11 protein-coding genes are annotated in these 13,661 nt (G+C 46.3%); 6 read left to right on the top strand and 5 right to left on the bottom strand.

What is annotated here, in order from left to right; translation table 11 throughout:
* Nucleotides 1-32: 32 nt before the first annotated feature.
* The 4 genes from GOU96_RS10430 to GOU96_RS10415 all read right to left on the bottom strand — a co-directional run bounded on the left by GOU96_RS10430 (nucleotide 33) and on the right by GOU96_RS10415 (nucleotide 3,333).
* Complete coding sequence (locus GOU96_RS10430) at nucleotides 33-710, bottom strand: ABC transporter permease (protein WP_000347798.1); 678 nt, start codon at nucleotides 708-710, stop codon at nucleotides 33-35.
* 2 nt (nucleotides 711-712) lie between these two features.
* Complete coding sequence (locus tag GOU96_RS10425; protein WP_071180381.1) at nucleotides 713-1,453, bottom strand: ABC transporter permease; 741 nt, start codon at nucleotides 1,451-1,453, stop codon at nucleotides 713-715.
* A 147-nt stretch (nucleotides 1,454-1,600) separates the two neighbouring features.
* A complete protein-coding gene (locus tag GOU96_RS10420) occupies nucleotides 1,601-2,377 on the bottom strand; it encodes an ABC transporter substrate-binding protein (protein WP_000759076.1) in 777 nt (258 codons plus the stop codon).
* A gap of 185 nt (nucleotides 2,378-2,562) precedes the next feature.
* Nucleotides 2,563-3,333, bottom strand: coding sequence for an ABC transporter ATP-binding protein (locus GOU96_RS10415; protein ID WP_000133012.1), 771 nt, complete (start codon nucleotides 3,331-3,333; stop codon nucleotides 2,563-2,565).
* A gap of 716 nt (nucleotides 3,334-4,049) precedes the next feature.
* Between GOU96_RS10415 and GOU96_RS10410 the strand changes: the two genes are divergently transcribed.
* From GOU96_RS10410 to GOU96_RS10400, 3 genes are all read left to right on the top strand, one after another.
* On the top strand, nucleotides 4,050-5,591 hold the full coding sequence (locus GOU96_RS10410; protein WP_001286252.1) for a DUF3360 family protein: 1,542 nt from the start codon (nucleotides 4,050-4,052) through the stop codon (nucleotides 5,589-5,591).
* Nucleotides 5,592-5,856: 265 nt separating this feature from the next.
* Nucleotides 5,857-8,133, top strand: coding sequence for a formate C-acetyltransferase (gene pflB, locus GOU96_RS10405; RefSeq protein ID WP_001960206.1), 2,277 nt, complete (start codon nucleotides 5,857-5,859; stop codon nucleotides 8,131-8,133).
* Between the two features lie 177 nt (nucleotides 8,134-8,310).
* Nucleotides 8,311-9,297 carry a lipid A deacylase LpxR family protein gene (locus tag GOU96_RS10400; protein WP_071180382.1) on the top strand — a complete coding sequence of 329 codons (987 nt, stop codon included), beginning with the start codon at nucleotides 8,311-8,313 and terminating at the stop codon, nucleotides 9,295-9,297.
* Between the two features lie 17 nt (nucleotides 9,298-9,314).
* Here GOU96_RS10400 and GOU96_RS10395 read toward each other — a convergent pair whose 3' ends face one another.
* Entirely contained in the window at nucleotides 9,315-11,195 is a 1,881-nt protein-coding gene (locus tag GOU96_RS10395) for a methyl-accepting chemotaxis protein (protein WP_071180383.1), read from the bottom strand.
* Nucleotides 11,196-11,527: 332 nt separating this feature from the next.
* Here GOU96_RS10395 and pflA point away from each other — a divergent pair, with 332 nt between their 5' ends.
* From pflA to GOU96_RS10380, 3 genes are all read left to right on the top strand, one after another.
* Nucleotides 11,528-12,268, top strand: coding sequence for a pyruvate formate lyase 1-activating protein (gene pflA, locus GOU96_RS10390; protein ID WP_000103941.1), 741 nt, complete (start codon nucleotides 11,528-11,530; stop codon nucleotides 12,266-12,268).
* A 65-nt stretch (nucleotides 12,269-12,333) separates the two neighbouring features.
* Nucleotides 12,334-12,996: an energy-coupling factor ABC transporter permease gene (locus GOU96_RS10385; RefSeq protein WP_000417706.1), complete on the top strand. Its 663-nt coding sequence runs from the start codon at nucleotides 12,334-12,336 to the stop codon at nucleotides 12,994-12,996.
* A gap of 120 nt (nucleotides 12,997-13,116) precedes the next feature.
* Nucleotides 13,117-13,617 carry a YfbU family protein gene (locus tag GOU96_RS10380; RefSeq protein WP_267782391.1) on the top strand — a complete coding sequence of 167 codons (501 nt, stop codon included), beginning with the start codon at nucleotides 13,117-13,119 and terminating at the stop codon, nucleotides 13,615-13,617.
* Nucleotides 13,618-13,661: the final 44 nt, after the last annotated feature.

Below are 13,661 nucleotides of genomic sequence, written 5' to 3'. Positions count from 1 at the left end.
AATCCCCATCGATATTGATGGGGATTTTTTATTTAGCTGCGAGGCTTTAGGTAGGCAAGAAAACGTTGTTCCGCCTGTTTAAAACACCACAAAATGATGAAAGTCAGCGCCATATAAAACAGCCCTGCACTCAAAAATGCTTCAAATGGCGCATAATATCGAGAATTGACTAATCGTGCCGCGCCAGTCAAATCCATGATGGTGACGATCCCGGCTACGGCACTGCCATGCAGCATAAAAATCACTTCATTACTGTAAGCAGGTAAGGAACGACGCAGCGCACTAGGTAAAATAATTCTTTGGTAAGTTTGAAAACGGCTCATACCATAAGCTTTGGCAGCTTCTACTTCACCTTTCGGAAGCCCGTTGATCGCCCCACGGATAATTTCCGCCGTATAGGCCGAGGTATTTAAGATAAAGGCCACCAAAGCACAGAACCAAGCATGCTCCCATAAGGTATCTTTGACCGGAAACCACTGATCCATACCGTAATAAATCAGATAAAGCTGCACTAAGAGTGGCGTTCCACGCAGAAAATAGATGTATCCCCATGCCGGAAGGCTGAACCATTTTTGCTTGCTATTTCGGGCAATCGCCAGCGGAATGGCGCACAGCAAGCCGATGACGAGTGAAAGGCTCACGAGCCAGACAGTGGTCCAAAGTCCACTTAGGTAAATAGGTAAACTGTCGATAATCAGAGAAAAGTCCATCTTTACCTCGTATGAATACTGAATTTACGTTCTAGCAGCTTGAGCAAACCGGTCGACACACTGGTAAAAAATAGAAAGATGATGGCCACCGCCATATAAAAGGTAAACGGCATTTTGGTCGAGCCAGCCGCCAGCGAACTGATGCGTACCATATCTTCAAGGCCGATGATCGAGACAAGAGCGGTCGTTTTCAGCAGCACCAGCCAGTTATTGCCAAAGCCAGGAATAGCATGGCGAATCATCTGCGGTAATAAAATTCGCCGAAAGCTCATGGCAGCATTCATGCCGTAAGCTTTCGCCGCTTCGAGTTCACCTTTATCGACGGCAAGGATCGCGCCACGAAACGTTTCCGCCATATAAGCCCCAAAAATGAAGCCGATGGTTAACACGCCCGCGACAAAAGGGCTGATATCTACATAGTCGGGCAGATAGGCGACCCATTCATGATTCGGATCTCGGGCTGTCAGCCATTGGTTGATGAACTCATTAAACCAACTGAGACCATTGTTGAGTAAAATCTGCCCACCAAAGAAAATCAGCATCATGAGTACTAAATCCGGAATACCGCGAATGATAGTGGTATAGAGTGTCGCAATGGCTCGAGCCCAGCGGTAGGGTGCCATTTTAGCGAGTGCGCCTAACATGCCTAGCAGCATCGCTAGCAAAAGGGACAGCACGGCAACTTCAATAGTCAGCAGCGCGCCTTTCAGAATAGAGGCTTCATAGCCTTGTAAATCCAGCATATGACTCGTTCCCTGAGTTGGATTACGTGTTGTTGGTGACATCAGGAACGAGTGCCAACAACCCGAAATACAGTGAGCTTTAATCGCGAATCCATGATTTCAAGCTACCGTCCTGTGGACGGCAACTCGAAGTGATAAGAAGCGCTTTTATTCACCGTAAACGTCATACTTGAAGTATTTAGCTTGTATTTGTTGATAAATCCCTTTTTCACGCAGTGCCGTAATCGCCGCATCGAGTTTTTCGGTTAGCTCTTTATCTTGCTTGCGCACCGCTATGCCCATACCTTCGCCAAACCATTTGGGGTCTGTCAGTGAAGGACCAACAAATTCATAAGCATCACCACCGGGTTTGTTGAGCATGCCCTCTTCTAATGCGGAGGCATCCCCTAATACTGCGGCGATCCGGCCATTGGCAAGGTCTAAATACGCTTCATCAAACGAGCCATAACGCACAATATCGACCGTGTCACCATAATTGTCAGTGATGTATTTATCGTGAGTGGTCGCACGCTGCACACCAATTTTCACGCCCTTCAAACCTTCTTTAGTGAAGGCTAAATCCGCGCCTTTCTTAGCAATAAACTTGTTCGGGATCTGAGCGTACTTACCAGTGAAATCCACTTTCTTTTTACGCTCTTCAGTGATCGACATCGCTGCAATAATGGCATCGTACTTACGCGCTAACAGTGAAGGGATAATGCCATCCCAATCCTGTGGCACGATTTTGCACTCCACTTGCATCTCCGCACACAACGCATTGGCCATATCCACATCAAACCCTTTCAAAGAGCCATCAGCTTCTGTCCAGCTAAACGGAGGATAAGCGCCTTCAATACCAAAACGCACCGTTTTCCATTCTTTGGCTTGCGTTACCCCACTGATTGTTGTGGCAATTAATGCTGTCGCAACTAACCACTTTTTCATATCCATACTCCTGTGATTGTTTGTCTTAATGTTGTGTTTACTATTTTTTTAATATCAATGTGTTACTTTAAATTCACTCTTTGAGACTCAGGTTCGACTGCGCACTATTCTTATCGGTAACCACCGTGTCCATAGCAACCGACGACCTCATCTTTCGAAACCATAGATGCTCTCGATTTGCCCATCTAATAAATAGACGAAATAAACTGCTTCAACCGCTCAGAATCAGGGTTTTTAAACAGTTTTTCAGGCTTACCCTGCTCCTCTACTTTGCCTTGATGCAAGAACATCACATGATTTGAGACATCACGAGCAAACGCCATCTCATGGGTCACAACCAACATAGTGCGACCTTCTTCTGCCAGATCTCGCATCACGCCCAGTACTTCACCGACGAGTTCAGGATCGAGTGCTGAAGTCGGCTCATCAAACAACATGACTTCAGGCTCTACGGCAAGAGCCCGAGCGATCGCCGCACGCTGTTGTTGACCACCCGAAAGGTGTCCAGGGTAATAGTCTTTACGTTCGTATAAACCAACTTTGCGCAGTAGACGCTCAGCTTGCTCAATAGCTTGCGCTTTGGGCACCCCGAGAACGTGTACCGGAGCCTCAATGACATTTTCAAGCACGGTCATGTGTGACCAAAGATTAAAACTTTGAAACACCATGGCTAAACGCGAACGGATGCGCTGCACTTGTTTCTCTTTGGCGGGCTGAACTGTGCCTTGACGCGTGGTTTTCATCTGGATCAGTTCGCCCTTGACCCAGATTTCACCCGCAGTGGGAGTTTCTAATAAATTGATACAACGAAGAAAAGTACTTTTGCCAGAACCTGACGATCCAATGATGGAAATAACATCGCCTTTTTGTGCTTGAAGAGAGATGCCTTTCAGCACTTCATTCTGACCAAAAGTTTTGTGTAAATTCTTAATTTCAAGCGCGGGTACATCCGTCATGCGCTAACGCTCCCTGTCTATATCGATGAACTTCACTGTTCATTTTTGAAACAAGCTAACACTCAACCCAGAGCCGCGCAACAAATTATTAACCCATCAAATATGACTGAATAGCGATTTAATTTGCACACAAATGCAAATATAAGTGAATTCGTCTTGTTCTCTTTTTACTGAAAACAATGCCAGCATTGACTCTGATCTTGCACTCCCATCGCTTAATTTATCGATACTCACGCGGACTCGCTGATTTACCGTTTATCTGCAGCGATAAATAACATGAACCTAAAGAGGTTAATAAATAGTCATTTTTGCCAAATAATTTTATTAATAAATTTTTAACAAAATCACATTCGGTACACATTCTGACTTCTACTGTTAGCAAAGCGTGCATTTTTCTGGGCCTTTTTCAACGTTTTAAAGCGTAATAAAACTCGCAAGATGAAAAAATATTTCAAAGCAAATGCCCCCTATGTGTCTGATATCACTAGGCATGTGTAGTTTTCTTTCATATTTATTCGTAAAGTGATCAAGATCAATCGCCCTTATTGATAAGCACGTTAAACTCGCCACAAATATAAGGTCATCATAATGATCAGTATTTGTGTTAGAAGTAGCCCATTTGACTCGTGTCAGAAACGCTTCAACACTTTCTTTATTCATGCAATTAAACAGTATTCACCACTGAATTACTTACTTTTACAAATATGAGGAATCATATGTCAGACGTTATGAACAAAGAGCGCTCAGACATTGAGACGAAAAGCTACCGGGAGCTTCACCGTCCTGCGTCTGAGTTTGCAACTCGCTCAGAATATCTGGATCATGAACTGCAAATCATGAAGCCACGCCGCTTTGGTCTCAATTTACCTGGGCGAGATTTCCGCTTTGAGCTGGAAGACTTAGTTCCTGCACTAGCGGGTACCATCGGCATTATCTCTATGTACTCCGCAGTAATGATGTCTTGGGCTGACGGCCTGACTCAAGCGTGGGACCATATTAACTTGGGCAAAGAATTTGCTATCGAAGTTGCTCGCGTAGAAATGCTTTTCCCTGCGCTGTTCTTCTGTGTGATTGCTTCAGGTTTCTTAAACCCTCGTGCCAACCTCGCTGGCAACCACGGTCCAATGATTCCTCTGATTGGCTCTATCGCTCTGGCCGGCGCACACCCTCTCGCACTTGCTATCCTCCTTGGCGTTTTCGGTCTTTTGCTCAGCTATTTCAAAGGTGGATCCAAACTGGTCAACCTCACCTCTGAGGGTACAGCAGGCGGTTTGCTTATCTTCCTCGGTTTTACCGGGACGATGAGTCAAATCACATCGATACAAGAATGGGCCGTTGGCTTGCAATCTGCCGACGTTGCGGCAGGCAGCATGGGCTACATTGGTTTAGTGGTACTGGGTGTAAACATCGTGATTTACGCACTACTGGCTAAATTTAACTTGCGCTGGTTGGCGATTCCGGTGTGTGCCTTTACTGGCCTTGTGATTGCGCTTGCCTTGGGTGCGGGTTTTGACCTGAAATTTGAAACCCAAATGGGCTTGCCAAACCTGAACCCAGTTTACTGGTGGGGCAGTACTGAGCAAGGTTGGATGTTGGGTATGCCAACACTACAACACTTCATCGCTTCATTGCCATTTGCAATTTTGGCGGTTGCCATGTGGTCACCCGATTTCCTAGGTCACCGTATCTTCCAAGAGCTGAACTATCCAAAACGTACTGAAAAAGTACTGATGGATGTGGATGACACCATGACTATGTGTTCTATCCGTCAAATGGTGGGTACAGCGCTGGGTGGCGGTAACATCACCTCTTCTTGGGGTACATACATGATCCCAGCGGCGATTGCGAAACGCCCAATTCCAGGCGGTGCCATCATCCTTGGCTGTTTGGTGATGACGATTGCAATTCTTGGCTTCCCAATGGATGCAGCAGTATGGCCACCAGTTATGCGCTGTGCTCTGTTAGTCGGTGTATTCCTACCTCTGCTGGAAGCGGGTATGCAAATGATCAAAAACACCAAAGATTCACAAGCAGCAGGTATCTGTATTTTCGGTTCAGCGGTAGTAAACCCTGTACTGGCTTGGGCTTTGACTATGCTTCTGGACAACAACGGTCTGATTGGTGACAAAGAGCGCGCAGCAAAATTGTCCTTCATCGATAAAGTTGTGATCCCGGGCGGTGTGCTAATCATCTGTTTGATTGCTATGCTTGCTGTTGGCATGTTAGAAAGCCAATACGGTCTGCAAGCTTGGTTGTAATCACCATTCTTGATTTGGGTAGCGCTGACCGCGCTACCCAAACTTTATTTTAATTTTTTAACTTTTATTGATTTAGTTTAAGGTTTACGAAAAATTTTTAGCGTAGAGTGGCTACATTAAAGGAACTAATAGCGATATCCATATTCAAATAGTCACAGTGTGAATTTGGATATCGTTATTGAAGAGTGTACTGCTCCCCTCGGGGATAGCTGGCTCAACGGCGAAAACAGTGCGTGTTTTTTCTACTCATAAAGGTAGGTATGTCATGGCAGAGCAATTTGCTAAAGCTTGGGAAGGTTTTGCGGCAGGTGACTGGCAAAACGAAGTTAACGTTCGTGATTTTATTCAAAAGAACTACACACCGTACGAAGGCGACGAATCTTTCCTAGTCTCAGAAGGTACTGAAGCGACCAACAAGCTTTGGGCTAAAGTAATGGAAGGCATCAGACAGGAAAACTCAACTCACGCTCCTGTTGACTTCGACACTTCTCTTATCTCTACCATCACAGCTCACGACGCTGGCTACATCAACAAAGATCTTGAAAAGATCGTTGGTCTACAAACTGATGCTCCACTGAAACGTGCAATCATCCCTAACGGTGGTATCCGTATGGTGGAAGGTTCATGCAAAGCATACGGTCGTGAACTGGATCCACAAGTTTCAAAAATCTACTCTGAATACCGCAAAACGCACAACGCAGGTGTATTCGACATCTACACTCCAGAAATTCTGGCTTGTCGTAAATCTGGCGTTCTGACTGGTCTTCCAGATGCTTACGGCCGTGGTCGTATCATCGGTGACTACCGTCGTGTAGCTCTGTACGGTATCGACTTCCTGATGAAAGACAAACTGGCTCAGTTCAAGTCTCTGCAGGAAAAATTTGAAAACGGCGAAGATCTGCAAATGACCATGCAACTGCGTGAAGAAATTGCAGAACAACACCGTGCGCTTGGCCAAATGAAACAGATGGCTGCGAAATACGGTTACGATATTTCTCGCCCAGCTGAAACGGCACAAGAAGCAATCCAATGGACTTACTTCGGCTACCTAGCGGCAGTGAAATCTCAAAACGGTGCTGCAATGTCTCTTGGCCGTACCTCTACTTTCTTGGACGTGTACATTGAGCGCGACATGAAAGCCGGCAAGATCACGGAAGTTGAAGCGCAAGAAATGATCGACCACTTCGTCATGAAGCTGCGTATGGTTCGTTTCCTACGTACTCCTGAGTACGATGAGCTATTCTCTGGTGACCCAATTTGGGCAACCGAATCTATGGGTGGTATGGGTCTAGACGGTCGTACGCTGGTAACACGTACTAACTTCCGCTTCCTGAACTCACTGTACACCATGGGTCCATCTCCAGAGCCAAACATCACTGTCCTGTGGTCAGAGCAACTGCCTGAAGGCTTCAAGAAGTTCTGTGCGAAAGTGTCTATCGATACCTCGTCTATCCAGTACGAAAACGATGACTTGATGCGTCCTGACTTCAACAATGATGACTACGCTATCGCATGTTGTGTATCACCAATGGTTATTGGTAAACACATGCAGTTCTTCGGTGCTCGCGCTAACCTTGCTAAAACACTGCTATACGTTATCAACGGCGGTGTGGACGAGAAGCTGAAAATCCAAGTGGGTCCAAAAATGCCTAAGATCACCGACGAAGTGCTCGACTTCGACGATGTATGGAACAAACTGGATCACTTCATGGATTGGCTGGCAACACAGTACGTCACATCACTGAACGCTATCCACTACATGCATGACAAGTACAGCTACGAAGCGGCTCTAATGGCGCTGCATGATCGTGATGTATACCGTACTATGGCGTGTGGTATCGCAGGTCTGTCTGTAGCGGCTGACTCACTGTCTGCTATCAAGTACGCGAAAGTAAAACCAATTCGTGACGAAGATGGTGTAGCTATCGATTTTGAAATCGAAGGCGACTATCCAAAATTCGGTAACAACGATTCACGCGTTGATGACATCGCCTGTGAACTGGTTGAGCGTTTCATGAACAAAATTCGTTCACTGAAAACTTACCGTAACGCAGTACCAACTCAGTCTATCCTGACTATCACGTCAAACGTGGTATACGGCAAGAAGACAGGTAACACACCGGACGGTCGTCGTGCAGGTGCGCCATTTGCACCGGGTGCAAACCCAATGCACGGTCGTGACGAGAAAGGTGCGGTAGCGTCTCTGACTTCAGTCGGTAAACTGCCATTTGCTCACGCGAAAGACGGTATCTCATATACCTTCTCTATCGTGCCAAATGCACTGGGTAAAGATGAGAACTCACAGCGTGCGAACCTAGCTGGCTTGATGGACGGTTACTTCCACCACGAAGCAGGCATCGAGGGTGGTCAACACCTGAACGTTAACGTTCTGAACCGTGACACTCTGCTTGATGCAGTTAAGCATCCAGAGAAGTACCCACAACTAACTATCCGTGTATCTGGATACGCAGTGCGCTTTAACTCTCTGACTGCTGAACAGCAACAAGACGTTATCGCTCGTACTTTCACTGAATCGCTATAAGATTTAGTAAGCCTCTTCAAAGCCCCGTTTCGACGGGGCTTTTTGTTTTTCCGCGCAACAGGATTTATTTCTGTATCTCACGACACATTTGTGTTCTTCTCTACTAGGTTTATTCGCCACAATAGCTCATGATTAATGAGCTTTTGTTTTATTTCTCCGAGACATAGTTCGCTAACCATGAAATCGATTCGCTATTTACCTTTACTGTTCATCAGCACTTACGCGGCTGCGGCACAGACTTCAACCTTCTCCCTGAGCATCGATAACGACGGTGTATTCGGGGTAGATCAAAACTACACTAATGGCCTTTTCCTAAGCTATACCTCTGGCACCATTACCCCTTATTGGCTTGCAAAACCGCTCAGTTTATCCATTTGGGGCGCTCCCAGTCTGGACAAATGGGAATTCACCCTCGGGCATAAAATGTGGACGCCTTCTGATATTGAATTGACCAAACCACAGCCGAACGAACGCCCTTATGCAGGTTATCTACACACTGAATTCAATTACCTCAGCCTACATCCACAACAAGCACAACGCTTCAATCTCACCTTAGGGATGACAGGGGAAAGCGCTTTGTCAGAAGAAGCGCAAAAATTGGTGCACAGTATTACGAAATCCGATGAGCCCAATGGCTGGGCATACCAAGTGGAAGATCAATTGGTGGGTAGCCTAGGTTATCGCTCCCATTTTAACTGGGGTCGCTACCATGCTTTAGCCGGTACAGAGTTAGAGCTGGCCAATATTTCTGAAGCCAATATCGGCAACTTTCGCAGTGACCTTTCCTCTGGACTCATGTTGCGCTGGGGAACCGATTTAGAAAACAACTTTGGCGCAGCCCAAATTTCGGTTGAGAATCCGTTTACCCCCGGCATGATTGGGGCATCCAACCAAGGCTGGTTTGTGTTCACCGGCATCGAGGGTCGCTATCGATTTAACGATGTGACGATTGAAGGTGACAGACCGCTGAATGGCTTAGATCAACCCGCCGAGTATTACCAAGTGCATGTTGAGCCATGGCAAGCCACCGCTGTGGTCGGTTTTGCTATGTATGCTCGTAGTTTTGGGGCCAGTTTAACCTTTACCGCTAACACTCCTGAATTTAAAGAAGATAAAGAGTCGATTAGCGGTACCGGTAACGTGGCGCTGTACGCCTTCTTCTAGCTTGGACAATCGAGGCTCTACAACGTAAAGCGTCGGCAATCATGCTCTAAACTCTCTGCGCGTGTCTCAACTTCACGGCTGGTCACGCGCAGTTGAGTGTTATACGACTCCAACGCTTGCATCGCGCTCGAAATTTGGCTCATGCTTTCGGCCATTGCTTGGCTGATTGCGGACAGCTCTTTTATCGACGAAAAAATTCTTTCCGTTTGCGATGCGGCTTCATCCGTCCCTTGGGTAATTCGCTGTAACGCTTGCATGGCTTGATTGCCTTTGCTTTGCCCCTCTTCCATGGTCTGCTCGGATTGGTTCATAAACAAAATCACTTCCGCACTCTCTTTTTTCATAGTTTCTATTGTGCCGGAAATTTCGCTCACCGCATTCACCGTTCTGACGGCTAAACTACGCACCTCATCGGCGACAACCGCAAATCCGCGTCCTTGCTCACCCGCACGAGCAGCTTCAATCGCCGCATTGAGTGCCAATAAATTCGTTTGCTCTGCGATACCGTTAATGATGTCCATCACTGAGTCGACTTTGGCGGAAGCTTGTTCTAGCTGCTGAATATGGCTGGCGGCTGACTGCAAAATACTCCCGACCTCACGCAAAGAGCCAATCGCAGCACTAATAACTTTACTGCCTTCCGCAGCCGCTAAAGTCGAGGCTTTACTCACATTGGCGACCACTTCGAGAGAATGAGAGACTTGCTGCGTGGTTAAACTGACCTCTTCGGTTGCTGACGCGAGCCTTTGGGTTTGATCCATCACATCAGACTGACCGCGTACCAGATTATCAATCGCTTGATTGAGCGCCACAGCATCCCCTGACAATGCCACACTACGATCTTGCACGACATGCACTAAGCCGCCGAGGTTTTCACAACTCTTGTTCACCGCAAACGCTAACTGATTAAACTCATCTTTTTTATTGGATGTCAGAGCTAAGCGCTGAGAGAGATCGCCAGAAGAGAGCTTTTCTAATACGCGGCCTATCTGTGTTAACGCTTTAGATAGCGAGAAACTCACCATCATAAACAGCAATACGGTCAACACTGCCAGAATCACGCAAGCGACTAAAATGGAGAGCAAGGTTTGCTCGCCCGCTTTCTCAGCTAACGATTGATAACGACTACTCACCTCTTCTAGACGCTGCGCGGTTGATTCAATCACACCTTGCGCTGTTGCTTCACTACTGAGTAAGTTTTTTTCGATATCTTTGACTTGCTGCGACAGCTCACTGACTCGCAAAAATGTGGTTTTAAACTGCTCAATTTCCGCTTTATACAGATCGAGCATGGCGTAGGATTGCGACATGCTGACAAAACCCGCTAACGCCCGATTAAATAAGCGCAAATTTTGTTCATTCGGTTGTAGTAGGTAATTTTGCTGGGCTTTGATCATGGCTTGAAAATCGGAATTGATGGTTACCATACCAGTTTCATCAATTTTCTTTTCTATAGTCGCCGCCAGTTTTTTCAGATCGGCCAGCTTGCCATCATCGACGTTAAAACCAAGCTCGCCTTTAATCTCAAGCCACGGCTGCATATCGTCATTAAAAGCCTGCACCGCTTGCTGTAAGGCGTTACCTTCATTAGCAAAGTTATTCTCGGCAAGAAAGCGCTTATCCCCTTCCACTTTCTGCATTAGCTGAGCCAAGCGCGTTTTAATCTCAGACACCTTGTTTGACGAGAGATGTTCACGCTCAGCGGCTAATTCAAACAGCTGTGCTTGAGTCGCAAATAAAGCCGCAGAGCCCGCGGTCACATCACCACTTTGTTGATACTGCGAGTTCATCTTAGATAAACTTTGCGCAGTAAAAACCGCTAACCCGATGAAGCCCAAGCAAAGTACAAGGATAAATAAGGTGATTTTTTGCTTTTGTGAAAGTTGCGTGACATCCATCTTTTCACTTCCTTTTTAAATACTGCATCACTGCACTGTTCAGTTTGCCAGCTTGCCCACTGACAACAGATACTCTTTCTTATGGATAGCAAAAGTTTAGACCTAGGATGCCGAACTTACCCATTTTTCACTGAAATTGATTGTTCGTCTCCAAGAGAGTCGGATACATAAGAGCACCACTGGGCAGGATGAAAAGAAGGGAGAAAAGAGTCCAAATGCCCACCAGCCCTTGCTGTCACTGGTGATGCGACCAATTATCAGGGAGATAAACCTATTTAATCCCTGCTATTTGTAATAAAATAACGGCCAAACTACATAACTGAGAAGCGCTCATGTCTACCATTGGTCGAATTCACTCTTTCGAATCTTGTGGCACTGTTGATGGCCCAGGAATCCGCTTTATTGTCTTCCTGCAAGGGTGCCTGTTCCGCTGCAAGTATTGTCATAACCGAGACACTTGGGATACCCATACGGGTCGTGAAGTCACGGTTGAGGAAATCATCAAAGAAGCGAAATCTTATCGCCATTTTATGAACGCTTCTGGTGGCGGCATCACCTGCTCTGGTGGGGAAGCCATGCTGCAACCCGAATTTGTGCGTGACTTTTTCCGCGCAGCGAAAGCCGAAGGTATTCATACCTGTTTAGACACCAATGGCTACGTGCGTAAATTCACACCTGTGATTGACGAAGTGTTGGAAGTGACTGATTTGGTGATGCTCGATATCAAACAGATGGATGATGAGATCCACCAAGATTTGATTGGCGTGTCTAACAAACGCACCTTAGATTTTGCGCGCTACCTGCATCAAATTGGTCAAAAAACTTGGTTGCGTTACGTGGTGGTTCCAGGTTACACCGATGATGAAGCATCTGCTCATCAACTGGGTGAGTTTATTAAAGACATGGAAAACATCGAGAAAATTGAGCTGCTGCCTTACCACAAACTTGGCGCGCACAAATGGGAAGCCATGGGTGAAGAATATCCACTGGAAGGAGTGAATCCGCCAAGCAAAGAAACCATGGATAAAATCGTAGCGATCCTTGAGCAATATCACTCAAACGTAAAATATTGATTCATCCTCTCGACGTTATCGTAAAAAATACCAACCTCAGGTTGGTATTTTTTTAGGTAACGCAATTGGAACTCGCACAAATCGCTTCGACCATCATTCTCTTCATCGTGTTGTTTTGGGTCAGAAAAGATACCCAACACGCGCTGTGGCCGAAGTTTCGGGATGACAAATCCTTCCAACATCTCACCTACTTTGTGATGCTGGGTCTCTTTCTGCTTTGGTCGGCACAAGCCAGTGTCAAAGAAGGATTGAGCATTCATTTTCTCGCCTTAACCACACTGACCATGATGTATGGTTGGCGCAGCGCTTTTATTCTCACCCTGCCGGTCAGCGCCGCCCTCGCACTGTTTGGCAAAATAAGTTTTGCCGCTTTACCAGAATATCTACTGCTGTCGAGTTTGCTGCCAATCTTGATCAGTTACTCGATTTTTGCCTTGAGCTATCACTACCTACCGAGAAACATCTTCGTGTTTATTTTTGTGGCTGGCTTTTTTAATGCCGGCGTTACCGGCAGTTTGCATCTGTTGCTTAACTCCCTTTATATCTGGCAGTTAGGCGCTTATGACTGGATCACAATCACCGACAACTATTTGATTTTTGTTCCGCTACTCGCCTTCCCTGAAGGCCTGCTGAATGGCATGGCACTCGCCATTTTGGCCGTATTCCGCCCTGAGTGGCTGCGCGTTTTTTCCGATCGCGATTATTTGTACAACCACTATCATCATTAAGCATGCTGTTTTTTTGTGCTTTCACTATTAAAACCGTGTTGAGATCATGTTTCACTCTGCACCAATGCTGTTAACCTTAAATCAGCAAAATAATAACTCTGATTTGAAGTGAGGCTTTACATGGAAATGACCAACGCTCAGCGTTTGATCCTATCGAACCAATATTTCCTTATGTCACAACTCGACCCTAATAACGCAAACAAATACAAGCGCTTACAATCGATTGTTGAGCGTGGCTATGAGCTACACATGCGTGAACTGAACCGCGAGTTTGGCTGCCTGCCTGAAACCGAGTGTCGTGAAATCATCGACATCATGGAGATGTACCATGCGATGCAAGAATCCAACAGAATGCTGGACGATGCTGCACGCAAAGATGTAGACCAACGCCGTTTGACATTCCTAGGCTTTGATATGGCGACCGAAGCACAGTTGGTCAATTACGTCCGTTTCTTAGTGGACTCTGAAGGTCTCTATCCTCAGTTTGATAAAGGCGAACACCATTTCAACAGCCAAATGCCGATGTTGGCCAAATACCGCCGCATGCTGACCACTTGGCGCAACTGCCCACGCCAATACCATCTGTCAGGTAATGAATTGCGTCAAATCATGAACGCCTAATTCCACTTTTCCATCTCTTTATTCTCTTAAGCTGGCTCTAGGCC

It is taken from the genome of Vibrio sp. R-1, assembly GCF_035615595.1.
Lineage (GTDB): Bacteria > Pseudomonadota > Gammaproteobacteria > Enterobacterales > Vibrionaceae > Vibrio > Vibrio cholerae.
This window is presented reverse-complemented; position numbering and strand designations above follow the sequence as displayed.